22 protein-coding genes are annotated in these 23957 nt (G+C 45.4%); 7 read left to right on the top strand and 15 right to left on the bottom strand.

From position 1 onward, the window contains the following. On the top strand, positions 1-184 hold a 184-nt coding region (locus AAHF22_RS22225), incomplete at its 5' end, for a hypothetical protein (RefSeq protein WP_347327180.1). Between the two features lie 101 nt (positions 185-285). Here AAHF22_RS22225 and AAHF22_RS22220 read toward each other — a convergent pair. The 3 genes from AAHF22_RS22220 to ilvC all read right to left on the bottom strand — a co-directional run bounded on the left by AAHF22_RS22220 (position 286) and on the right by ilvC (position 5184). After that, complete coding sequence (locus tag AAHF22_RS22220) at positions 286-1371, bottom strand: hypothetical protein (RefSeq protein ID WP_347327179.1); 1086 nt, start codon at positions 1369-1371, stop codon at positions 286-288. Between the two features lie 744 nt (positions 1372-2115). Next, entirely contained in the window at positions 2116-3657 is a 1542-nt protein-coding gene (locus tag AAHF22_RS22215) for a 2-isopropylmalate synthase (RefSeq protein WP_347327178.1), read from the bottom strand. A 534-nt stretch (positions 3658-4191) separates the two neighbouring features. Further along, the gene (gene ilvC, locus AAHF22_RS22210) at positions 4192-5184 is read right to left on the bottom strand and encodes a ketol-acid reductoisomerase (protein WP_347327177.1); all 993 of its coding nucleotides are present in this window, start codon (positions 5182-5184) and stop codon (positions 4192-4194) included. A gap of 40 nt (positions 5185-5224) precedes the next feature. Here ilvC and AAHF22_RS22205 point away from each other — a divergent pair, with 40 nt between their 5' ends. Further along, positions 5225-5473 (top strand): hypothetical protein, encoded by a 249-nt coding sequence (locus tag AAHF22_RS22205; RefSeq protein ID WP_347327176.1) that lies wholly within the window; start codon positions 5225-5227, stop codon positions 5471-5473. 204 nt (positions 5474-5677) lie between these two features. Here AAHF22_RS22205 and ilvN read toward each other — a convergent pair whose 3' ends face one another. From ilvN to AAHF22_RS22150, 11 genes are all read right to left on the bottom strand, one after another. Continuing rightward, positions 5678-6172, bottom strand: a complete 495-nt coding sequence (gene ilvN, locus AAHF22_RS22200) for an acetolactate synthase small subunit (RefSeq protein WP_347327175.1) — start codon at positions 6170-6172, stop codon at positions 5678-5680. Next, entirely contained in the window at positions 6169-7917 is a 1749-nt protein-coding gene (gene ilvB, locus AAHF22_RS22195; protein ID WP_347327174.1) for a biosynthetic-type acetolactate synthase large subunit, read from the bottom strand. The genes ilvN and ilvB overlap by 4 nt, the downstream gene beginning before the upstream one ends. Positions 7918-8683: 766 nt before the next feature. After that, a complete protein-coding gene (locus AAHF22_RS22190) occupies positions 8684-8890 on the bottom strand; it encodes a hypothetical protein (protein ID WP_347327173.1) in 207 nt (68 codons plus the stop codon). A gap of 412 nt (positions 8891-9302) precedes the next feature. Continuing rightward, entirely contained in the window at positions 9303-10265 is a 963-nt protein-coding gene (locus AAHF22_RS22185) for an ABC transporter permease (RefSeq protein ID WP_347327172.1), read from the bottom strand. Then, on the bottom strand, positions 10265-11344 hold the full coding sequence (locus tag AAHF22_RS22180) for an ABC transporter permease (RefSeq protein ID WP_347327171.1): 1080 nt from the start codon (positions 11342-11344) through the stop codon (positions 10265-10267). Before AAHF22_RS22180 ends, AAHF22_RS22185 begins: the two co-directional genes overlap by 1 nt. Beyond that, entirely contained in the window at positions 11337-12875 is a 1539-nt protein-coding gene (locus AAHF22_RS22175) for an ABC transporter ATP-binding protein (protein ID WP_347327170.1), read from the bottom strand. Before AAHF22_RS22175 ends, AAHF22_RS22180 begins: the two co-directional genes overlap by 8 nt. A gap of 294 nt (positions 12876-13169) precedes the next feature. Further along, positions 13170-14210 carry a BMP family lipoprotein gene (locus tag AAHF22_RS22170; protein WP_347327169.1) on the bottom strand — a complete coding sequence of 347 codons (1041 nt, stop codon included), beginning with the start codon at positions 14208-14210 and terminating at the stop codon, positions 13170-13172. A 616-nt stretch (positions 14211-14826) separates the two neighbouring features. Further along, entirely contained in the window at positions 14827-15186 is a 360-nt protein-coding gene (rplT, locus tag AAHF22_RS22165) for a 50S ribosomal protein L20 (RefSeq protein WP_322903225.1), read from the bottom strand. Between the two features lie 26 nt (positions 15187-15212). Beyond that, positions 15213-15413, bottom strand: coding sequence for a 50S ribosomal protein L35 (gene rpmI / locus AAHF22_RS22160; RefSeq protein WP_188773816.1), 201 nt, complete (start codon positions 15411-15413; stop codon positions 15213-15215). Between the two features lie 13 nt (positions 15414-15426). Next, the gene (infC, locus tag AAHF22_RS22155; RefSeq protein WP_347327168.1) at positions 15427-15924 is read right to left on the bottom strand and encodes a translation initiation factor IF-3; all 498 of its coding nucleotides are present in this window, start codon (positions 15922-15924) and stop codon (positions 15427-15429) included. Between the two features lie 631 nt (positions 15925-16555). Further along, entirely contained in the window at positions 16556-17803 is a 1248-nt protein-coding gene (locus AAHF22_RS22150; RefSeq protein ID WP_347327183.1) for a glycosyltransferase family 2 protein, read from the bottom strand. Positions 17804-18705: 902 nt separating this feature from the next. Here AAHF22_RS22150 and AAHF22_RS22145 point away from each other — a divergent pair. Next, positions 18706-19233, top strand: a complete 528-nt coding sequence (locus AAHF22_RS22145; protein ID WP_347327167.1) for a phosphatase PAP2 family protein — start codon at positions 18706-18708, stop codon at positions 19231-19233. A 114-nt stretch (positions 19234-19347) separates the two neighbouring features. Then, positions 19348-20478 (top strand): MGDG synthase family glycosyltransferase, encoded by a 1131-nt coding sequence (locus tag AAHF22_RS22140; RefSeq protein WP_417629379.1) that lies wholly within the window; start codon positions 19348-19350, stop codon positions 20476-20478. A gap of 118 nt (positions 20479-20596) precedes the next feature. Here AAHF22_RS22140 and trmB read toward each other — a convergent pair whose 3' ends face one another. Beyond that, positions 20597-21304: a tRNA (guanosine(46)-N7)-methyltransferase TrmB gene (gene trmB, locus AAHF22_RS22135; RefSeq protein WP_347327165.1), complete on the bottom strand. Its 708-nt coding sequence runs from the start codon at positions 21302-21304 to the stop codon at positions 20597-20599. A gap of 442 nt (positions 21305-21746) precedes the next feature. On the opposite strand from trmB, the gene mnmL reads away from it, so the two are divergent. From mnmL to AAHF22_RS22120, 3 genes are all read left to right on the top strand, one after another. After that, positions 21747-22703, top strand: a complete 957-nt coding sequence (gene mnmL, locus AAHF22_RS22130) for a tRNA modification radical SAM protein MnmL/YtqA (RefSeq protein ID WP_347327164.1) — start codon at positions 21747-21749, stop codon at positions 22701-22703. Between the two features lies 1 nt (position 22704). Beyond that, complete coding sequence (gene mnmM, locus AAHF22_RS22125) at positions 22705-23310, top strand: tRNA 5-(aminomethyl)-2-thiouridylate-methyltransferase MnmM (protein WP_347327163.1); 606 nt, start codon at positions 22705-22707, stop codon at positions 23308-23310. A gap of 151 nt (positions 23311-23461) precedes the next feature. After that, the gene (locus AAHF22_RS22120) at positions 23462-23857 is read left to right on the top strand and encodes a VOC family protein (RefSeq protein ID WP_347327162.1); all 396 of its coding nucleotides are present in this window, start codon (positions 23462-23464) and stop codon (positions 23855-23857) included. The last annotated feature ends 100 nt before the right edge of the window (positions 23858-23957 follow it).

Here is a 23957-nt window from a genome sequence, read left to right as displayed (position 1 = left end):
TACAGATACAGATACAGATACAGATACAGATACAGATACAGATACAGATACAGATACAGATACAGATACAGATACAGATAAGGATACGCCTATAAATAATATATGCACAGATCATACGCTGTTAGACAACTACACAGCTATGGATAATCTTCCAATTACGAATAGTGAACCCATCTACGACTGAGCCACTCAACTTTACTCCGCTGTATTCGATGAGTAACTCAACTAATCGTCTTCATTGTATAGGTCTCTACTGCATACGTCTCTACTTGCAGATCACCTGGTCTATGATAGCGTCTCCACCAGCAAACCAAGCGGTGTGGATGAAGCACCAGCAATCATCAGACTAAAGCTATACGTACTCGTACCCGGCGGCACGCTCGCTACATACACAGGCGCCTTTTGCTGATTCGTGCGCAGCAGTGGCACGCCGTACACATCCTCCCCAATCTTCACTGCACCACCATAACTACCCCCGCGCGGATTAAGGGAAATTTGTACCGTGCGATTTTGTGAGCCTGGATTATGCACAGGTACAGTCACATTATAAATGACACCAAATTGCGCCCGGTTATCCAGCGACTGCTGTGGCTGTTCACTGGCAGCAGCAGTAAACAGTTGATCCGCCGGAATCGAGCCATCTTTTTTCAACTTGGCAGCTGTCGGATAAATAACACGCTCCGTACCTGCTGTGTACACTGGCGTCATTGCATTCGTTTCGGAAAAAGTCCAGTTTCCACGCGGATGCGCCTGTGCTGCCAGCGGCAATGGCTCTGACTTCAGCAGTGTCAGATCATACGCGGTATCGCGTGATGCCACTGTGCGCACCGTATATTGCATTTCACCGCTATCTGTACTTTTCACGGTAAAATCATACACAAATCCGAACAGCTTGCCAGACGGTACGATAAACGATTCGATCTGCCCGGATTGCTGCTGCTTGATCAGTGACTGATCAGCTGTACGCTGATCCATCGTACCTGCAAGAACCGCCTTCGAAATAGTACCGCCGATATCGGTAATCCAGTTAACTTCATCGCCACCGATCCGATACTCACGCTTCACATCTTCCAGACGCACTGCCCCATGATTCGCACGATTTTCCAGCGTGATCCCGATCTTCACCGGATTGGGCAACACATTGTAATGCCAGCCGAAAATGCGATGCTTCACCTGTCCATCATGACTACGTACAACATCATGCCACAATACACCATGTGTGACCGGAAAATTCGTTTCATTTAGCGTCTCCGGGTTATCACTCACCATCAATCGCCGCGTACCGCCCCGTGTCGCTGAAGCGATATCAAATTGCACCACACCTGTTGTATTCACTGCCTCAATCGTCAAATCACGTCCACTGCTTGTCATTATAATTTCCTCCCTGGTGGTTAGATTGACCTCGCTGTTGGGATCTTTATTGCTTGGCTCTTTTTTGCTTGGATCTCTGTTGTTGAAATGTTCGTCATTCAAATCTTTGCTGTTGAAATACGACTATGAGGGATACGACTACTCATTGCTGATTTAATCTGAACAGCGAGGTTCATCTATAAAGTAAAAATAACACCCGTTTCTACAACCATAATTTTGAAAATAAATAAGTTTTTAGTTGTAAATAGTTTATCAGAAAATAAAATCGTTTTGATTTCAAATCAACTTGCTTCAAGTACACTTATGATGATCCTGCATATTTTACACTACTGCTCTCAGGCTCTAGCCTGTTTGCCCCCGTTTAATATGCGATCCGATTCATTAACAGCCGTGCGATCGCATCAAACGTACCATCCAACATGTCTGCGCTATTTTGCGTGACCGCACTTTCCATTTGCGCGCCCATTTTTTTAACTCCGCGATAGTCTAAATAAAAAAGCCTCGACTTCACAGTCGGGCATACACATCGTGCCAAATCGAAATATTCCATCATCGGAATAATCCAGCTTTGACCGTAGTGATCCCACTGCAAAATCAGAGGCTTTATTGTATATAATGTTATCTGAATACTCCGTGTGTCTTACATGGACACATCCACCGCATGAGCATCAACATATCAATCTGGCGTATCGTCTCCTATGAATCAGGCGAATCGTTCTCATTCGACCAGATCAAGCTGATCCATCAGATCATCGGAATATTATCACGACGTCCGGTTTTGCGTTTTTCCACCAGACGATTTAAGGAATCTACATAAGCACGTGCGCTAGCTTCCAAAATATCCGTGCTCACGCCGCGACCTTGAGCGGTAATGCCTTCTTGTGTCAACGCCACATGAACTTCACCAAGTGCATCTTTCCCCTGCGTAACCGCCTTGATCGAATAATCGGATAGCGTCACTTCTTCCTGTGAAGCTTTATCGATCGCATTGTAGATCGAATCGACCGCGCCATTGCCGCTCGATTGTTCTTCACGCACACTGCCATCGATCGTGCTCAGACGTACACGCGCAGTCGGCTCGCTCTCACTGTCAAATGATACAAACAGTGAATCCAGTTGGAAAAACTCTGGCGTATCTGCAAGACGCTCTTCCAGCAGCGCAAACAGATCATCATCGGTCACTTCTTTCTTCTTATCTGCCAGCACTTTAAATTTGGTAAAAGCGCGATTCACCGCTTCTTCGTCCAGTTCAAAGCCCAGCTCGATCAGATGTTCACGGAACGCATGGCGACCGGAGTGCTTGCCCATCACGAGCTTGCTTTCCTTCAGTCCAATCGTTTCCGGTGTCATAATCTCATACGTCGATTTCTCTTTCAGCATACCATCCTGGTGAATACCGGACTCATGGGCAAATGCATTCGCCCCAACGATCGCTTTATTGCCCGGTACAACCATACCGGTCAGCTTGCTCACGAGGCGGCTTGTACGTGCAATTTCAGACAATGTAAACGACGTTTTCGCACCATAAAAGTCCTGACGCGTTTCCAACGCCATCGCCACTTCTTCCAGTGCCGTATTACCCGCACGCTCACCGATTCCATTAATCGTACCTTCAACCTGATCGGCGCCGTTCAAAATGGCCGCCAGTGCATTCGCAGTTGCCATGCCCAGATCATCGTGGCAATGCGCGCTCAATTGCACTTTTTCCACGCCAGGTACATTGTCTTTCACATATTTGAAAATGTTGCCGTATTCATAAGGTGTCAAATAGCCGACCGTATCCGGCAAATTGACCACATACGCGCCTTCTTCAATCGCCATTTTCGTCATCTCAGCGATAAAGTCCAGCTCTGTACGTCCCGCATCTTCCAGCGAAAATTCAACCTTATCAAAATATTTACGCGCATACCGAATCGCCGAGCGCGCCGTATCCCGCACTTGATCTTTGTCCATGCGCAATTTGTACTGGCGGTGAATCGGTGAAGTCGCCAGGAACAGATGCAGGCACGGATCTTGCGCCCCCTTCAGCGCCTCGCGTACCGCATCGATGTCCTGCTCACGCGAACGCGACAAACCAATTACACTGGCATTTTTTACAGCTTTCGCCACAGCATGAACCGCTGCCAGATCACCAGGCGATGCCGCCGGAAATCCAGCTTCAATACGATCGACACCCAAACGCTCAAGCTGATGAGCAATCTCAACTTTCTCCGGCGTATTCAAGTTAACCCCAGGCGATTGCTCTCCATCTCTCAACGTCGTATCGAAAATATAAATTTTACGCATAATCGCACCTCCTTATAGTTTTAAGTACAACCGTGCTTGAAGTAGACGCGTAACCTTTAAACATTCCTCATCTTTACACATTCCACATGAAGCACTATACCCATCCATTCGTATTCACAATTTAAGCGTATTCACATTATAGTCATTACTACACTCAAAACTCATAAAAGCTTTAATCATTAAATTCTTAAAATGATTTCCATATCAAGAGAGACACCGCTTAAGCACAAATCCCAATCCGTACTCCCTACTACTAATCCTACCTCATTCAAAAAAATTATTTAGATGTAATTTGCGGTAGGCAGGTTGGATGTGCACCAGCGGAGGGGAAAGAATTGTTCTGTAGAAGCGCAGCGTTCGCCCACAAGCTTTCTGTAAGAAAGCTCGCATCGAAAGCATATGCTAAAGGTTGATTTTGACTGCGACAAGCAGTCGTTCAAAAAATCAACCTTTAACAGCGATCGAAAGAACAATCTTTCCCCGGAGCGCCAGTCCCATTCACCCACCCGCACCGCAATTTACGCCATCAAATCATTATTTTTTAATCCAATGCATCATTTCACGCAATTGACCGCCCACAACTTCAAGCTGGTGCTCGGACTCATTGCGGCGTGTTGCTGTCAGGAATGCACGACCGGATTGGTTTTCCAGGATAAAGTCGCGTGCGAATTTACCCTGTTGGATATCCGTCAGCACTTCTTTCATCGCTTTTTTCGTTTCTTCCGTTACGATACGAGGACCAGTTACATAGTCACCATATTCCGCAGTGTTACTGATCGAATCGCGCATCGTTGCCAGACCGCCTTCATACATCAGGTCAACGATCAGCTTCAGCTCATGCAAACATTCGAAGTAAGCCATTTCAGGAGCGTAGCCAGCTTCAGTCAGTGTTTCGAAACCTGCTTTAACCAGTGCACTTACGCCACCACATAGTACCGCTTGCTCACCGAACAGATCCGTTTCCGTTTCTTCACGGAAGGACGTTTCGATAACGCCTGCACGTGTACAGCCGATACCTTTTGCATACGCCAGACCGATTTCTTTGGCATTACCGGTAGCATCTTGATGAATCGCGATCAGGCCAGGTACGCCGAATCCCTCTTCATATGTACGACGTACCATGTGACCAGGAGATTTAGGAGCAACAAGCAGTACGTCATTGCTTTTCGGAGCAACGATTTGACCAAAATGAACGTTGAAACCGTGTGCGAACAACAGTGCAGCCGTATCTTTCAGGTTGGGTGCGATTTCGCTGTTGTACACGCTAGCTTGTGTTTCATCCGGCATCAGAATTTGAACGATATCCGCTCTTTTTGTAGCTTCTGCTACGGACAGCACTTCAAAGCCATCGTTTTTCGCTTTGTCAAACGATTTACCTTCACGCAGACCGATGACAACGGACAGACCGCTATCACGCAGGTTTTGCGCGTGAGCGTGACCCTGGCTACCATAACCGATAATTGCGATTGTTTTACCTTTCAATACGTTCAATTCTGCATCGTTTTCGTAGTAAGTTGTTACTGCCATTTTTTCTTCCTCCTTTAATATATGGAACGTTGTACCGGCAATGCCGATGGTTGTTTTAACCCTCCTGAAAAGAGCGGGTATTTCAAAGGAAGCGACGCTGCATGTGCACCATCATATCGACAATAGTACATATTACCAGCGTATTCATTCTGCACGAGCAAGAATGAAGCAGCAGGTTTTTGGTTATGCGAAAACCTTTTTATTACAACCCGTGCTTGAGGTTCGCAAACACACAACAAGTATGGCTTTGGCTTCGCAAACATCTGTATCTATTGCACCTTGTGTTTGAAGTTGATCAACATTGAATAGGTGAACAGCGTTCGATTTCCTCTCAAATCCCCGTCTTTTCAAGGAGGATCAGATGACGTTAATGATATCCTGTCTAAGCGGACGAACAGCTTACGGTCTTTCCGCCTAATTGGATAGCTTTGCATCAGCCTTCTATCATTTGTAGGCTGACCTTCCTTGCTTCTATCGCTCGGTTTAGCGTAACTTATACGTTGCCGCGAATCATCGCAGTCGCGCCTGTACGGGACAACTCGCGAATGCCGTATGGTTTCAGCAGCTCGATCATCGCATCGATCTTGTCCGTATCACCGACAACCTGTACCATCAGGCTGCTTGGGCCGATATCCACAACCGCTGCGCGGAATGTTTCGATCACACCCATAATTTCAGGGCGCTCGGACGGCTCGGCTTTTACTTTAATTAGCGCCAATTCACGAGCAACCATCGGACGAGAACTCAGATCGATAACTTTGATCACGTCGATGATTTTGTACAATTGCTTTTCGATCTGCTCCAGCGTGTTTTCGTTACCACTTGTTACGATAACCATACGGGACAGACCTGCTTCTTCGGATTGACCGACGGTAATACTTTCGATATTGAAGCCACGACGGCCGAACAGGCCGGAGACCCGTTGCAGCACGCCTGGCTGGTCGTTAACTAATACGGCGATGGTGTGTTTGAACGTTGTCGATATCATTCTTTATCCCCCATTAACATTTGATCAATGGTAGCTCCTTGCGGAACCATCGGATACACATTTTCGTGCTTGTTGACGATGAACTCTACCACGACAGGTCCCGGTGTATCCATCGCTTCTTGCCATGCTGCCTGTGCTTCTTCTTTGTTCGTTGCACGCAGACCTTTGACTCCGTACGCTTCAGCCAATTTTACAAAATCCGGGCTACCGGACAGATCGATATGACTGTAACGGTTCTCATAGATCAATTCCTGCCATTGACGTACCATACCAAGTACCTGGTTATTCAGGATGACGATTTTCACTGGAATATTGTTGATCGCGCAGATCGCCAGTTCCTGTGCACACATCTGCATACCGCCATCACCATTAATCGAAATCACGAGACGATCTGGATTGGCCATCTGCGCACCGATTGCGGAAGGGAAGCCGAAGCCCATCGTACCCAGTCCACCGGATGTTACCCAGGAACGCGGTTTGTTAAAACGATAATACTGCGCTGCCCACATCTGATGCTGACCAACGTCTGTCGTTACAATCGCTTCACCACGAGTTGTATCATTCAGCATTTCAACTACCCATTGTGGCTTCAATACCTCATCTGAATCGTCATAACGGAAAGGCTTGTCACGTTTCCACTCGGCGATCTTTTGACGCCATGCATCGGCTTTAGCGCTATATGCTGCATCACTGTTCAGTTGCTCCAGTACGGTTTTTACATCACCGACAATCGGAATGTCCGTTTTTACGTTTTTGCCAATTTCGGCTGGATCGATGTCGATATGAGCGATTCGAGCATGAGGCGCAAATCCATCGAGTTTACCGGTTACCCGGTCATCGAAGCGAGCACCGATGCTAATCAGCAAATCAGATTGCTGAATCGCCTGGTTTGCTGCGTAAGTTCCGTGCATCCCTGGCATCCCGATCCACAGATCGTTACCGCTTGGGAAACCGCCCAGTCCGAGCAATGTGGTCGTGATCGGAATGCCTGTAGCCGTTACGAATTTCAGCAATTCCTCATGTCCGCCGGAATAAACGACACCGCCACCAGCCAAAATCAATGGACGCTCTGCTTCAACGATCGCCTGGTGCAGCTTATCCAGCTGTAGCTTGTTCGCTACGACACGTGGATTGTAGCCTCTCATCACGACTGGCTCCGTATGTGGCTTGAACAGTGACTTGGCTGCCGATACATCTTTCGGAATATCGATCAGTACTGGACCTTTACGACCGGTGTTGGCGATGTGGAATGCCTCATGAATGACACGCGGCAGATCCTCTACATCACGTACAAGATAGCTGTGTTTCGTAATCGGCATCGTGATCCCTGTAATATCCGCTTCCTGAAAAGCATCCGTACCGATCAGCGTTGTCGCTACGTTACCAGTGATGACTACGAGTGGCACCGAATCCATATACGCAGTTGCGATCCCCGTAACAAGGTTCGTTGCTCCTGGACCGGAAGTGGCGATACAGACACCCACTTTGCCGCTGGCACGTGCATAACCGTCAGCTGCATGAATGGCACCCTGTTCGTGACGAGTCAGCAAATGCTTAAAGTCGTCAAATCCGTGCATCGCATCATAAATGTACAATACCGCTCCGCCCGGATAACCAAAGACGCATTCAACACCTTCTAGCAGCAAGCTGCGGAGAAGCATCTCGGAACCTGTAATAACTTCCGGCTTCATCCATTTCTCACGTAATTGATCAGTAGATTGCACATTTGGTATTTGCGCGCTCATATCTTTTCCTCCTCCCAAAAATTCACATCAATCTTACACAAAATTTGTATGACAGGCCGACGCATTCTACAGCAGGTTACTTGCTCATTTCTCTGATGAAGATTGCTGGCTCCGGTTAATAAAATCAAAAAAACCTTTCGCCACCCCAAACAGAAAAACTCTGTTCGAGGGACGAAAGGTTATATCTTCCGTGGTACCACCCAGATTCGCATACAGCCTCACAGCTTATATGCCTCATCAAGTAAGACAAATGTGTCTTACCTATTGTCTGTAACGTAGACAATACGATTTTCCCTAATAATCACTAATACATCAGTGCCTTTCAGGAAAACAGCTCCGAGGTGAGCTCGTATAAAAGGGGTTTTGATGAAGCTTTCAGCAGTGCGCTTCACTCTCTGGACAAAATAGCCCTTAAAACTTCGTCCTCTTCATAGCCGATCATAGATATTCACAATATCGACTGTAACCATTTACGTTGTTGCCAGCCGTTGATTTAGAAACATTATATGATTCATTTGAAACAGAGTCAACACTATTTTTTTATGCACTTTTGGACAATTCGTGTAATCGCTCGCAAGTCATTTATACAGCAAATATGTAATGTAAGCGTGATCTTTGCTAGTATAGCTTTATATTTATGAGAAAATGATGCATATTAACTTTATGAGTGTTGATTTGATTTTGTCCTTTGTGCACAAATGATTGGGTTTGGGTATTCTTATTTTTGTTGGATTGGACACATAGTTAGGTTAGTGAGAGAGCTTTATCAACAAGGTTGGATTCGATAAATGAGAGGGCTAGAAGCAGCAACCACTTCAAAAAGGAGTAAGGAAGCGAACTCGGCGGAGCCGCGAGAATTTGCCCAATTAGGAATGAATGTAGATTTCTGCCCCTTCCAAGCTGTAAAATATTTTGCTTCACAACCATTACTTTTCATTGAACCCTGTGTTAGAAAAGTACGGATACTAGCCATCTTACTTTCTCCTTATTTCCTTCTCGTAGTGGAGTGCGTTTCACTACAATCTACAATCTACAATCTACAATCTACAATCTACAATCTACAATCTACAATCTACAATCTACAATCTACAATCTACAATCTACAATCTACAATCTACAATCTACAAAAAGTCACCGCACTCATACATATTTTGAAACATTTCTTTCTGGCTTTTCTGCAATACAACTCTGCTCACCTTTTTTCTGCATATCTTCGCCCAGAATCTCAATCACCCAACAATAACAAAAAAAGCCGGTGCTCCCGCAGGAGAACCGACTTTGAGGTTTGCATTTGAAGTTTACATATGACATAGGAGCTGTTTTTGTATGCAATCGCAATCGTGCAGAGCACCCGAGCGTGGCGTAGACTATGTTTAATACACTATCTACCGCTTGCTCGGATCGTAAGGTTGGCCTAGTGCGGATGGAGCGCTGGAGCGTCCAACAGCGGCTACCAGAACGATGATGGTGAGCAGGTATGGCAGCATATAGATAATTTCGGGCGGAATGCTTTGTGTCCAGGCAAACAGCTGTACATAGTTACGTACCGCTTGTGCCAGACCGAAAAATACAGCTGCACCGAACGCACCGATTGGATTCCATTTACCGAAGATCATCGCAGCGATCGCGATGTAACCTTGACCGGAAATCGTATTGTGTGCAAATGTGCCTGTTGTCGTCAGTGTGATCGTTGCGCCACCGACAGCAGCCAGTGCACCACTGATCATCACGCCTACATAACGCATACGATTTACTTTGATCCCTACGGTATCAGCGGCACTTGGATGCTCACCGACCGAACGCAGACGCAGCCCGAATGGTGTTTTGTATAATACGAAATATGAAACGAATACGAGAATAATCGCCAGGTATGTCGTTGGATACGCGTTGAACAGCGCGTCACCCAGCAGCGGAATTTGGCTCAAGCCTGGAATTGGCATACGGCTGTAACCGGAGATCAGTTCCGTTTCACCTGCCCCGTCGAATAACAGCTTCACCATATACAGCGTACTGCCTGCGGCGAGGAAGTTAATGACGATACCACTAATAACTTGATCCGCTTTGAACGTGATCGAAGCGACAGCGTGAATGAGCGATACGATAATACCGAGCACAACCGCTGCACACAGACCGATCGAAGCGGCGGCAAAGCCGTCCAGACCTGCTGCCTGTGCATAGTGACCAAATACGCCGGCTGCAAATGCGCCGAACACCATCAAACCTTCGAGACCGAGGTTCGTTACACCGGATTTCTCTGAAAAAATACCGCCGAGAGAAGTGAAGATGAGTGCCGTCGCAAACACTAACGTCGTATTAAGAAGCTGACCAATAATTGTTAATACGTCCATTATGACACCTTCTCTTTCTTGCGCTTGGCATAAAACGGTTTAAGCAACCAGCGCACAATACCTTGTGCGGCGATAAAGAATATAATTGCACCAATAACGATACGGACGATTTCGGGTGGTACGTCCGCACTAAAGCTCATCCCTGCCGAACCATACGTCAGTGTACCGAACAGGATGGCTCCGAGCACAACACCAAATGGATTGTTCATCCCAATCAGCGCCACCGCGATTCCATCAAATCCGGTTCCTGGCGAGCTTGCCATGACGGACTGGTAACCAAACACACCCAGCACGGTAAACGCGCCGCCCAGACCAGCGAACGCACCACTGATGAACATCGCTTTCACAATATTGCGGTTTACGTTCATACCTGCATATTTGGAAGCGTCCTGGTTAAAACCAACGGAACGCAGCTCAAAACCTTGTTTTGTTTTCCACATGAAAATGTAGAAAAATACAGCAGCGATTAGCGCGATCAATGTACCCCAGTGCACACGCGCATTGCCCATCATTTCCGACAGCCAGCTAATCGCGATGGACGCGGACGGCTGAATATCCACCGAACGTGTATCGCCCGCTTGAAGCGCAAATGTATTAATAATCAAATTGGACAGGTACAGACCGATCCAGTTAAGCATAATACAGGAAATAACTTCGTTTACACCACGTGTAGCTTTGAGGAAACCGGCAAGCGCCGCCCACAGACCGCCAAACACAGCACCCGCAATAATCGCCAGTGGCGCGTGAATGAATGCAGGCAAGCCGTGCAGATGGATACCGACGATCGAAGCAGCCGTCATACCAATCAGGTATTGGCCTTCACCACCGATGTTAAACAAACCTGTACGTGCGGCGAAAGCAAACGCCAGACCCGTCATAATCAGCGGTGTCATTTCACGAATCGCTTCACCAAAATCATACGTGTTGCCGTATACGCGTTCGATCAATGCACCATAGGCATCAATCGGATTGTAACCACCGATCATCATCACGAGTGCTCCAAGCACCAGACCGAGAATAATCGCTACGACTGGCAGCGTGACCGAATCTCGTGTAAACAGCTTTAATACTTTATTCATGCGCTGCACCTCTCTTTACGGTGCTTCCCGCCATCATTAAGCCCAATTCCTGATCATTGGTTTGTTCCGGCAGCACTTCACCTACAATTTGACCTTCATAAATAACGACAATCCGGTCAGATACGTTCAAAATTTCATCCAGCTCAAACGAAATGAGCAGAACCGCTTTGCCTTGATCACGCTGTGCAATCAATTGCTTTTGTACAAACTCAATCGCACCTACGTCCAGACCCCGTGTTGGCTGCGCCGCTACGAGCAAATCCGGATTTTTGTCGATCTCGCGTGCAATGATCGCCTTTTGCTGGTTACCACCAGATAAAGAGCGTGCCATCGTATGAATGCTTGGCGTACGCACGTCAAAACCTTCTACAAGACGCTGTGCCTTTTTATCGATCTCATCGTACTGCAAGAAGCCATTTTTGTTGTAAGGCTGCTTGTAGTATGTCTCCAGTACCATGTTTTCACTAACCGAGAAATCCAGTACGAGACCATGCTTATGACGGTCTTCTGGAATATGCGCTACACCCGATTCAGTAATTTTACGCGGTGTCAGGTTCGTAATCGGCTTGCCATGTAAAGTGATCTGTCCACCATCCACATGACGCAGACCGGTTAGCGCTTCGATTAGCTCGCTCTGTCCGTTACCATCAACACCAGCAATACCGAGAATCTCGCCTGCCTTCACCTGTAGGCTGAGATGATCCAGAACAGCCATGCCATCTTTGTTCTTAGAAACGATATCTTTCATTTCCATGACCACTTCGCCTGGATTAGCAGCGATTTTGTCTACCTTAAAACTCACGTTACGACCGACCATTTTCTCAGCCAGCTCCTGTGGCGAGGTTTCGGTCTTTTTCAGCGTATCAATGACTTTACCGCGGCGAATGATCGTTACCGTGTCAGCGATCTGCATAATTTCTTTGAGCTTATGCGTAATCAAAATGATCGACTTACCCTCTTTGATCAGACGCTGCATAATTTCCATCAGCTCGGAAATCTCCTGTGGTGTTAACACCGCAGTCGGCTCATCAAAGATTAGAATATCAGCGCCACGATACAACGTTTTGAGAATCTCGACCCGTTGTTGCATTCCGACAGAGATGTCGTGAATTTTGGCATTCGGATCAACACGCAGTCCGTATTGCTCAGATAGCTTACGGATTTCTTCCGTCGCTTTTTTATAGTTGATTCGGGCACCCTTTTTCGGCTCAGAGCCCAGAATAATATTCTCGGTAACAGTAAATGGCTGTACCAGCTTAAAATGCTGGTGAACCATCCCGATGCCAAGCTCAATCGCTTTGTTCGGCCCATCAATTAGTACAGGCTTACCATTGACTTCAATTACACCTTCTTCAGGCTGATACAGTCCAAAGACTACATTCATAAGCGTCGACTTGCCGGCACCGTTCTCACCCAGCAGGGCATGAATCTCACCCTTGAACAGCTTAAAGCTGATCGAATCATTAGCTACGATTCCAGGGAAACGTTTTGTTATTTGTTTTAGCTCTACAACAGGGGTTGCTGTATTCATTAAATCACCCTTATAAGCAAATTGATTATCCCTTTGATAAGACTTCACACGGTATCGTATTTAGCTATGACATGCGGAAGTCTTGCAACCACCAGTATAGCCATACTTTTCGGTATTTCGATCAGCTTTTTTTGATAGAGCTAATCGTTATCTCTCTACATTACGCTATCCCTTTTGACGATAAAGCCGTCCAACCGTTACCGTTCATTTACCTGTAGACGTAACAACAAGGCTAGTCATGAACCAGCCTTGTGTTGGAGTCTACTATTTTGAAGCAGCTTCGATGAAGCTATCTTATTGGACGGTATCAGGTACTTTGATTTCGCCTTTGATGATTTTTTCTTTGTACTCATCAACCAGTTTCAGTACGTCAGCAGGAACGTTTTTGCTAGAAGTATCAGCAACGCCTACGCCATCATCTTTCAGACCCAGTGTTTCTACGCCACCTTTGAATGTACCATCGATTACTTCTTTGGATACTTTTTCAACGGCAGTGTCTACACGCTTGATCATGGAAGTCAGCGTAACTTTATCGCCAAATTCCAGAGATTGGTCTTTGTCGACACCGATTACCCATACTTGTTGTCCAGCGTTAACGCGAGCTGTCGCTTCGTTAAATACGCCTGTACCTGTTGCACCAGCAGCGTGGAAAATAATGTCTACGCCATCGTTGTACAGTGTAGCTGCTGCGGATTTACCAACGTCTGGCTTGTCGAATGCACCAGTGTAGTTAACCATCAGTTGAGCATTAGGATTAACAGCCTGGATACCTGCTTTAAAGCCAGCTTCGAAGCGTTGGATCAGCGGGCTTTTCTCGCCGCCTACGAAACCGATTTTGTTTGTTTTAGTCATTTTGCCGGCGATCACGCCAACAAGGAAAGAACCTTCGTTTTCAGAGAATGTTACGGATTTAACGTTTGGCTGATCAACCACACTGTCGATGATTGCCAGTTTTGCATCCGGGTTTTGCTTAGCAACTGTATCAATTGCATTTGCAAGGTTGAAGCCGATACCCCAAGTCAAAGCGTAGCCATCCTTAACGAATTGATTCAAGTTAGGAATATAATCCTGATCGGATTTACTTTGAAGATACTTTACACTAGCGCCGCCGTCAGTTTGCACTTTTTGCAGTGCTTCCCATGCGGATTGGTTAAAGGATTTGTCATTCACGCCGCCTACGTCAGTAACCATACCGATTTTTACGTCGCTGGAACCGCCACTTCCCGATGTTCCGCTACCTGCATTGTTTGTGGACTCGCTTTTGTTACCGCATGCTGCCAAAAATACGGACAGTGCCAGTACCATGATCAGCGAAAGTGAATAGACCTTCTTCATGTATGTTGTTCCCCCTTAAAAGTATCAACTATACATCTGCTTCTTTCTGTAAAAACCGAACATTTTACCCGAATCAACACTGTAAAGTTCGTCTTATGAGCAGATTCAATAGTCACTGAACCGATTATACAATCATGTGGTAGGAAAATCTACTATTTTAATAACAATTGGTCAATTAATTTATCGGATAAACGAAGAAAGCGCTTCATTTTGTTCTTTTTTCCTAATATATGTAATGTATATGTTAGATAACCTACTTAATCAGTGTGTTTTTTACCATTTAACGCGCTAAACCATCATACTGTATGTCAGCTTTGATCCTTATCTTACTATATTACTTTGTAATACAGCATAGTGACCACTTTCATAATCCGTACAATCACTTTTTGACGAATCGCTTCCTTATATAATGGCAACATACATAATAGCGATGAATAATCGTAAAATAGCTTACTACATTTATCCAAACGTTCCTGTAATGTTGACTACACTATATAGTATCGTCATCCATTTTCATTTCATTTAGCAAAAAAGCTCATATTATTCCATGAACCCTCACTTCTTCTCAAAAAAAGAGTCCCTGCATATACAGAGACTCTCTTGATCACGCTACAACTTAAGCGTTGATTTTTTCTTTTGCAACGGATGCCAGGGAGTTGAACGCAGTAACATCGTTAACTGCCAGTTCAGCCAGCATTTTACGGTTGATGTTCACACCAGCCAGTTTCAGACCGTGCATCAGTTTGTTGTAAGACAGACCGTTCAGACGAGCTGCTGCATTGATACGTACAATCCACAGTCTGCGGAAGTTACGTTTTGTTTGACGACGGTCACGGTATGCGTAGACCAGGGATTTGTTAACCTGTTCTTTTGCAGTTTTGAAAATACGGTGTTTGGAACCGAAGTAACCTTTTGCAAGTTTCAGATATTTCTTATGTTTACGACGTGTGACGAATCCGCCTTTTACTCGTGCCATATTATAAACCCTCCCGGAAAATTAAATTATTTAAGATTAGCCAGACCTTGTTTCAAGCGTCTTACGTCACCAGCAGCCATCATTGGGCTAGTACCCAGTACGCGTTTTTGACGTTTGGATTTGTGGGAAAGCAGGTGGTTTTTGAACGCTTTATGGCGTTTAACTTTACCTGTTCCTGTAATTTTGAAGCGACCTTTCAAACTGCTATGAGTTTTCATTTTAGGCATTTGAATATCCCCCTTAGTTATTTTTCGGCGCCAAGATCATAATCATGCTGCGGCCTTCCAGTTTAGGCTGGCGCTCAACAGTACAGATATCTGCAACTTCATCTCTTACGCGTTCCAAGACTCTTTGACCAATATTTGCATGTGCAATCTCGCGACCGCGGAAGCGGACCGAACATTTCACCTTGTCGCCATTGTTAAGAAACTTTACTACATTACGGAGTTTAGTTTGATAATCATGCTCTTCCGTATTGGCATGGAAGCGGATTTCTTTCAGTTCAACAATCTTCTGATTTTTACGCGCTTCTTTTTCTTTCTTCTGCTGTTCGTAACGGAATTTACCGTAGTCCATGATTCGACATACAGGCGGTTTCGCTTGCGGTGCTACGTTAACGAGATCCAAATTCAGATCGATCGCCATTTGCATTGCTTCACGAGTTGGTGTAATTCCGATTTGCTCACCTTCAGCACCTACCAGGCGTACTTCTTTTACCCGGATTTCATCGTTAATCATATGTTCCTTACTAATAACTTCCACCTCCACATTATGATAGACAGCGGTATTGCATAATAAAAAGGGATGCAGGCCTCATCACCCGCATCCCTTGATCATCTACATCTATTCATGACAATATCATTGTCATCAAAGTAAAGATCAATGAACCAGCCAATTGCTATTGGTCAGGTGAGAAGACAAGCTTCTACTTATTCATTCATTTAGTCGTTTCAAAAACACTTGATTAGTATATCACGGCTATACATATGTGTCAACAGGTTTGTCTTATTAATTTCACAAATACTTATCTAGTTTAAACATCACTTTGTTTGCTTCGGTTTGACGTATTGGTTTTAGCATGGATCAGCTGTACCAGCTAGCATCTTCCCCATTGCTATCATGCCTCGCACTTTATCACATTCTATTCTCGGTTGTACCCGTATCGATGTTTATTCGGTATAGATGTTTATTCGGCATATAGCTAACTATCGCACCATACTGTATAGGATGATACGGCGCTTCTGGTTATTTTTCATAAAAAAGGCGTAACGCTCCACATCGAGAGCGCTACGCCTTTTCTACTTGTATTTGTATGATCAGCTCGGCGATCAGCTTCCGTTGAAAAGACCATCAGACCGCTTAGCTTAAATTACAGTGTGCTTTGCTTGCTGCCATGTACATCCTCAATACGCACAACGCGTGTATGCTGCGTGTGGCTCCATTGTTTGTTGTTCTGGGTGAAGAACGCATAGAATGTAATTGGCCACCAGGACAGACCGTAGATTGGGAACAGTAACAGGTAAGCGTACACTTTCCACGATTTGACCTTTTCCAGCGCCATCGCCAGAATAAATGTTACTACGTTAGCAGCGATTGCTACATAAGCGACCCACAGCGGCAAGTAATTATAGATGGATGAAATATGAGGACCACCCAGAATAGCTGTGTCGATCCATACGCCAGCTGTCATCAGGAATGTAACGAGAACGATGTATACGTTAACGCTATACAGCGCAAGGTCAAACTTGATGATGTTGAATTGCTTGATACTTTGCCACAGCAGCGGGAAGAAATAACGACGAGCTACTGTAAAGTGACCTTGCATCCAGCGCAGACGTTGACGGGAAGAAGCTTTAAATGTCAGTGGCTTCTCGTCGAATACTTTAGCATCGTAGCTAAATTTTGGATAAATGCCTTTTTCAGCACAACGCATCGTGAACTCCAAGTCTTCTACCAGACTTGTTGCTCCCCAGCCGATTTCTTTCAGCAGTTCATTTTCAAAACACATCCCTGTACCACCGAGGAAGTTGGCCATGTTCAGGTTATGACGGGACAACTGCCACAGACGGTTGATGTACCAGTACGATACACCGTAAGCCGCAGTGATCCAGGAATCTTCTGGATTCTTTGTATCGATGTAACCTTGAATAACACGTGCACCTTCACACATATCATTGTTCATTTCTTGCAGGAAGTTCGGTGCAGCCAGATTGTCTGCGTCGAACATAACGATACCGTCGTATTGACGTTCCATGCTCCACAGTTCACGCAGCATCCATTCGATCGCGTAACCTTTACCGCGTTGGTTCGGATTTGTACGTACACATGCATTCATACCATGACTTCGAACGATATCAGCCGTACTGTCTGTGCAGTTATCGCAAATGACGAACACATCATACAGCTCGCGCGGATAATCCATCCGCTTTAAGTTTTCCATCAATGCGCCGATAACCTGCTCTTCATTGTGAGCCGCTACCAGAATCGCAAATGACTTTTGCGGTGCGTGATCCGGTCTGCGCTTGCGTTTGAAAATACCGAATAATGAAAAACCGAACTGATATACCGCAACAAATGCGAGCATAACCTGCAATACGATAAAGATTGTGTCCAATATATTGCCCATGAGTTTGTGTGACCCCCTTCAGTGGTAAACCCTCTTCAAAACAAATTAATGATGACGAAGTATTCTTTTTCCTTGAGTCCATGTGTCAGATCGCAGTATGCTTAATTAGACTGCCATTTCATTTTCATATTTCAGTTGTGTTACAACGTGTGCGTGTTTCATTATGAAGGATGAATGTTCCTTCCGCAAATTTTGCAAATTCCTGAAATGCAACGCTTATTGATGCGGACATTAAGATTTTGCACACTTTTCAATCTTTTGTCAAAGCGCTAATTTTCATTCTTTCGTGAAAACTCTGTAATATAGACGTAATATATTACAGGAATGTTGCAGAACATGATTTAATATCTGTTTCTCGCCATTTATCGCTGATTTGCTCGATTTCTAAATCTTTAGCCTCATATTTGCATCATTTTTTTGGTTCGTTTGTTGTGTATTTTGGAATAGTCTGTATTTTATATGTGTTAGGAAGGAAAATGGAGAGCGATAGCTGACGGTTAATTTTAACGCTTCGCTTGTCTGAAATCCTATAAACCTTTTAATTTCAGTTGAATCAAGCGAAATGGTGAACAGCGATTATGTTTTTACTATTTTGCCGCTTCGATTGCTCCGGTTCGTATTGTTGCGGTAATCTATTCAGACTGGCGCTTATCGTCTGGCAATTGTATGAGGTCGTTAGCGCACCTGGCATATAAAGTTGAATGACTTTATCGGTTAAGGGGTAAGTTTACATATAAGCAGCAGCGTTTTCATCTTAATCGTTCAATTGAGATTGCTTAACATTACGATACAGGTAATTTAACCGCTACTTAACGTTATAATGCTTGAAATGGTTAAAGAATAAAAATATGATTAATTTAAGCCAAAAACGGCAATATATACGGGGGTCTCTCATGCGTCAGTTTCTTATTCGCTTACAAACTATGGAGCAATATATTTTCAGATGGTTTAACACCAGACTTCATAATCCATTTCTGAACTTCTTCTTCTACTACTTAACGAATCTGGGCGGAGCCACCTTCACGATTATTGCGACACTGGCGATCTGGCTACTAGCACCACAGCCGTGGAGTCTGGCAGGTCTGCAAGCTGCAATTGCGCTCGCAATCAGTCACATCCCTGTCGCTATCGCGAAAAAGCTCTATCCGCGTATACGGCCGTATCTGGCGATTCCAGAAACGATTACTTTCCGCAATCCGCTGACTGACCACTCTTTTCCATCCGGGCATACGACAGCGATCTTCTCGGTTACTGTTCCATTTATGTTAGCTAACACAGCTACGATTCCGTGGCTGCTGCCGATTGCTTTACTGGTGGCTATATCGAGAATGTATCTTGGACTTCATTATCCGTCCGATGTGCTCGTTGGAATGCTGATTGGTTCAGGCGTGGCGTTCGGTACATTTGCATTATGGCCTTAAAGGGGTTATTGTAACATTACAGTAATATGTTACAGGTATATTACAGACACTAGACGAGATGACTTACTCCTATTAACGATGTAGAGAATACCTTTCAGAAAAGGTGAAATGAACGTGACAAAATACAGAGTGCTGCTTCTGTCGGAAGGTTTTGGTTCAGGTCATACACAGGCTGCGTATGCGCTATCGAGCAGCTTACGTAAAATCTCGCCGAACATCCAGACTCGCGTACTGGAGCTTGGCAGTTTCCTTAATCCCAAAGTAGCGCCGCTCATTATCACCGCGTACAAAAAAACGGTTATATCGCAGCCCAAATTGATACGGATGATGTACAAAAGTCAGTACAAGAAATCGATCAATCGTCTGGCTACACTTGCCCTTCATCGTATCTTTTATACCCATACACATAACGTTATTCGTCAACTGCGACCGGATGTGATTGTATGTACACATCCGATTCCAGGTGCTGTTATCGCCCGATTAAAGCGCCTCGGATTGAGTGTTCCATTATGCATGGTCATTACTGATTATGATGCGCATGGAACATGGGTCATTCCGGAAGTAAATCGCTATCTCGTGTCGACGGATGGCGTTCGTTCCAAATTACAGCTTCGAGGGATTGAAAGCTCACGCATTTATGTAACCGGCATTCCGGTACATCCGAACTTCTGGGAACACCCGAGTAAAGCGGAGATTCGCCATCGGTTTGGATTGAAAGATATGCCTACTGTGCTTGTGATGGGCGGCGGCTGGGGAATGGCAGATGAATCAATCAGCAGCCAGTTAACCGGCTATGCGGATAATGTACAGTTTTTGTTCTGCTTTGGCAGCAATGAAAAATCATATGAGCGCGCACGCCAGGATCGGCGTTTCAATCATGAGCATATCCATTTGATTCGTTACACAAAAGAAATCGATAAGCTGATGGAAGTTGCTGATTTGCTCGTCACCAAGCCTGGCGGTATGACCTGCACGGAAGGGCTTGCTAAAGCGATACCGATGCTATTTTATAATGCACTGCCTGGTCAGGAAGAACATAATTCACAATATTTTACCGAGCAAGGCTGGGGTGAACCGATCACCTCACCGGGCATTGTACATCAATGGATGAATCTGCTCATTCATGATTATGAAGCTGTTGTAACGCAGCGTCAGCTCAAGCTGGAGCAGATTGACCGTTATAATCCGACCGAATGTGCTCGTAGCATTATGGATATGGTAGAACAAAGCAAGGTCTTAACCTGAATCGGTTAAGACCTTGCTTTATTTGTTTATTTGAGTTGTTTATTTGTTTTGTTTATTTGGCAAGGTTTACTTTATAAACGATTCTTGACTTGGAACACTTGCTAATGAGCCGTATCGCTTAATACTGATCCAGTCGAGTCTTGTTATACTCAGCAAGCGCTTCTTTGCCGACAATGACTTCGCAGCGGTGGATACGCATGCCTTTGCCCATAAACTTCGCTTCATATTCGGTCATCACATGATCTTCATTGATCCCATCGCGATGCAGGTTCAGGCTCAGATTCGTCATTTGCAAACCGTAATCAGCAAACGAATTGAGCGAGAACTCGAATAGGGTCTCCGAATCGGTCTTAAAGTGAATCCCACCGCGCTCATTCAGCAGACGGCAATATTTTTCCAGAAAGCGTGGATGTGTCAAACGACGACGACCATGCTTCTTTTTCGGCCACGGATCACTAAAGTTCAAATATACGCGTTCGATCTCGCCCGGCTCAAAAATATCTTCGATATTCTCGATATTCGCCAGTGCCATCTGAATAGTGGTCGGTGTACCCTTCCCTGCTTCTTCCCATGCTATCCGCGTCTTCTCTGCCGAACGGCGCACAAGCTCGTCATACATATCAAAGCCGATATAGTTGACTTCTGGATTGCGTACGCTCATCTGGCTAACGAAGCGTCCTTTTCCCATTCCGAATTCCACATGGATCGGATAATCATTGTTAAAACGCTCACGCCATTTGCCTTTATACATTTCAGGATTTAACACGACCAGATCCTGTTGCTGCTCCAGATCCTCGCGAATCCCTTTTCTTCCTCTTAAACGCATGTTCTTCCTCCGATTTTCAAATAAGTTCGTGCTTCCGGTATATCTCGCTTCCGGTTGCAGGCTCACCCGGTAATATGCTCTATCGCTTGTACGGAATTATTTTGACGAAGAAATGATGAAATGTAAAGACTAAAAAGGAAAAAAGGACCCTCCGCACCCGAAAATGAATGCGGAAAATCCTTTTTTCTATATTTGGAATTGGGGTCCAACGTCATTTAGGCAATCATAGTCTATCGATTTTTGCGTATACATGCAAATGATCATTCAAATGAATAAACCATGAAGCCGCCGCTTTGACACAGCATAATATATGTACCCATTTAACAGACAATTGAATCAGCTCTTGATATCATTTTCAATGGTTGACCATTTTTGTTACAATCCTCTATATGCGAAGTTGGCGATAACTTTACTTAAATTTACAACTTAAAGGAGTTTCTTAATGGAAACGATACATGTTGATGGGCAACCTCTACTATGGAGTGATAAACGGTTTCACACCTGGAATACCGAGATGAAACAGCAATTTGGCGGTAAAGTGTTCAAAGTGATGCTGGACGCTGGCTTTACCTGCCCGAATCGTGATGGCACAATTGCGACGGGCGGCTGTACGTTTTGCAGTGCACGTGGATCAGGCGATTTTGCAGGCTGGCGACGGGATGATCTGGTAACCCAGTTTGAGACGATCCGTGACAGGCAGCACCGCAAGTGGCCACAAGCGCAGTATATCGGTTATTTCCAAGCATACACGAATACGTATGCACCGGTTGAAGAACTACGTGAATGTTATGAATTGATTTTGCAGCAGCCAGGCGTTGTCGGTCTGTCGATCGCGACCCGGCCGGATTGTCTGCCTGATGATGTCGTTGATTATCTAGCTGAACTGAATGAGCGCACGTATTTTTGGGTGGAGATGGGATTGCAAACGATTCACGAGTCGACGTCTACACTGATTAATCGCGCCCATGATACACAGTGTTATGAAGAAGCGGTGGCGAAACTGCGTGCGCGTGGCATTCGTGTATGTACGCATATTATTTACGGTTTACCACAGGAAACACATGAGATGATGCTGGAAACCGGACGGGCTGTCGCTCATATGGACGTACAGGGCATTAAAATCCATCTGCTGCATCTGATGCGTAAAACGCCGATGGTCAAACAATACGAAGCCGGTCTGCTGCGCTTTCTGGAGCAGGACGAATATATCGGCTTGATCGCTGATACACTGGAAATGTTACCGCCTGAGATGATCGTTCATCGATTAACCGGCGATGCACCACGTCATCTGCTAATCGGACCGATGTGGAGTTTGAATAAATGGGAAGTATTGACCGGTATTGATGCTGAACTGACTCGCCGTGATAGCTGGCAGGGCAAATATTGGAGGGGCAAGTAAGATGGGATTTATGTCCGTATTAAGCTTTGCCCACAAGCTGGCTGCGGAACGTCTGGAATCTGTATCCGGTGCGATCGCTATCGATGCAACCGCCGGCACTGGTGCCGATACGCTGATGCTCGCACGTGCCGCAGGGGGAAAAGGACAAATTTATAGCTTTGACATTCAACAGGCTGCACTTGACAGTACGATGGAGCGATTGAGCCGACATGGACACGAATCACTCGCTACCGTCATACCGATTCTAGCTAGCCATGACCGGATGCAAGATCATATTCCAGTGAAGCTACATGGCAAGCTGCAAGCGATTATGTTTAATCTTGGCTATTTGCCTACAGGGGATCATTCGATTATTACGACACCGCATTCTACGCTGCCTGCACTGAATGCGGCGCTTGACCTGCTATCTCCACGTGGTATTTTGACGATCGTGCTGTATCCAGGGCATGCTGGTGGGGCAGAAGAAGCAGAGCAGGTACAGGAATGGGCTGCTGCCCTACCTGTATGGCAGGCACAATGTATTGTTTATCGGCAGCTTCAGCGCGGCGATGCTCCTTATTTAATCGCTATTGAACGTAAAAAAGGGACGATTCCCACGCATGCTTGAACTGCTCCATACCGAGTTAACTAGACCGAGTTAGCCAGCTAGTTAATTCGGCATGGATGCAATTTGCCTTTACTGCGCTTATAATTTAGTTGCTGCATCGGTATCCGCGGCAGCTCTAACATTGACTATCCTAAAAGGAGTGCAACCCATTATGGCAGTACGCAAGATCGAACATGTTGGTATTATGGTTTCTTCAATTGAACAATCGATCGCATTTTATGAGCAGGTTGTCGGCTTGCAGCATCTGGAGACAATCGGCCATGTGGATGATCAGATTCGCCTCGCCTTTCTTGCTTTTCCCGGACATTCGGAGACAGAGCTTGAGCTAGTGCAAGGTTATGGCGACCATCTTCCACAGGAAGGTCGCGTGCATCATGTCGCTTTTTCAGTCGATGATGTGGCAGACGAATTTGCACGTATTCGTAAATTAGAGCCGACTGGTCTGGATGCTGATATTACGACGCTGCCGAATGGAAGTCGGTATTTCTTTTTCGATGGACCCGATGGCGAGCGTCTGGAGTTTTTCCAATCTACACGCACACGCTAAGATCAATGCAGACATTTTGCATAAATCAGAGCTTAAGCATCTGATGGATAAGGCCGCTATACATAGTGCGGTACACAAATACGTATAGGTATGTGAGGAG

Source organism: Paenibacillus wenxiniae, assembly GCF_039822605.1.
Taxonomy (GTDB): Bacteria; Bacillota; Bacilli; order Paenibacillales; family Paenibacillaceae; genus Saccharibacillus; species Saccharibacillus wenxiniae.
This window is presented reverse-complemented; position numbering and strand designations above follow the sequence as displayed.

Excerpts from the sequence above, each read along its gene's own strand:
- trmB (WP_347327165.1), bottom strand. The coding sequence starts at position 21,304 with ATGCGTTTAAGAGGAAGAAAAGGGATTCGCGAGGATCTGGAGCAGCAA.
- ilvB (WP_347327174.1), bottom strand. The coding sequence starts at position 7,917 with ATGAGCGCGCAAATACCAAATGTGCAATCTACTGATCAATTACGTGAG.
- ilvN (WP_347327175.1), bottom strand. The coding sequence starts at position 6,172 with ATGATATCGACAACGTTCAAACACACCATCGCCGTATTAGTTAACGAC.
- AAHF22_RS22120 (WP_347327162.1), top strand. The coding sequence starts at position 23,462 with ATGGCAGTACGCAAGATCGAACATGTTGGTATTATGGTTTCTTCAATT.
- AAHF22_RS22175 (WP_347327170.1), bottom strand. The coding sequence starts at position 12,875 with ATGAATACAGCAACCCCTGTTGTAGAGCTAAAACAAATAACAAAACGT.
- rplT (WP_322903225.1), bottom strand. The coding sequence starts at position 15,186 with ATGGCACGAGTAAAAGGCGGATTCGTCACACGTCGTAAACATAAGAAA.
- infC (WP_347327168.1), bottom strand. The coding sequence starts at position 15,924 with ATGATTAACGATGAAATCCGGGTAAAAGAAGTACGCCTGGTAGGTGCT.
- AAHF22_RS22145 (WP_347327167.1), top strand. The coding sequence starts at position 18,706 with ATGCGTCAGTTTCTTATTCGCTTACAAACTATGGAGCAATATATTTTC.
- AAHF22_RS22180 (WP_347327171.1), bottom strand. The coding sequence starts at position 11,344 with ATGAATAAAGTATTAAAGCTGTTTACACGAGATTCGGTCACGCTGCCA.
- rpmI (WP_188773816.1), bottom strand. The coding sequence starts at position 15,413 with ATGCCTAAAATGAAAACTCATAGCAGTTTGAAAGGTCGCTTCAAAATT.
- AAHF22_RS22170 (WP_347327169.1), bottom strand. The coding sequence starts at position 14,210 with ATGAAGAAGGTCTATTCACTTTCGCTGATCATGGTACTGGCACTGTCC.
- AAHF22_RS22215 (WP_347327178.1), bottom strand. The coding sequence starts at position 3,657 with ATGCGTAAAATTTATATTTTCGATACGACGTTGAGAGATGGAGAGCAA.
- AAHF22_RS22190 (WP_347327173.1), bottom strand. The coding sequence starts at position 8,890 with ATGGCTAGTATCCGTACTTTTCTAACACAGGGTTCAATGAAAAGTAAT.
- AAHF22_RS22205 (WP_347327176.1), top strand. The coding sequence starts at position 5,225 with ATGCCGATGGTTGTTTTAACCCTCCTGAAAAGAGCGGGTATTTCAAAG.
- mnmM (WP_347327163.1), top strand. The coding sequence starts at position 22,705 with ATGGGATTTATGTCCGTATTAAGCTTTGCCCACAAGCTGGCTGCGGAA.
- AAHF22_RS22185 (WP_347327172.1), bottom strand. The coding sequence starts at position 10,265 with ATGGACGTATTAACAATTATTGGTCAGCTTCTTAATACGACGTTAGTG.
- AAHF22_RS22220 (WP_347327179.1), bottom strand. The coding sequence starts at position 1,371 with ATGACAAGCAGTGGACGTGATTTGACGATTGAGGCAGTGAATACAACA.
- ilvC (WP_347327177.1), bottom strand. The coding sequence starts at position 5,184 with ATGGCAGTAACAACTTACTACGAAAACGATGCAGAATTGAACGTATTG.
- mnmL (WP_347327164.1), top strand. The coding sequence starts at position 21,747 with ATGGAAACGATACATGTTGATGGGCAACCTCTACTATGGAGTGATAAA.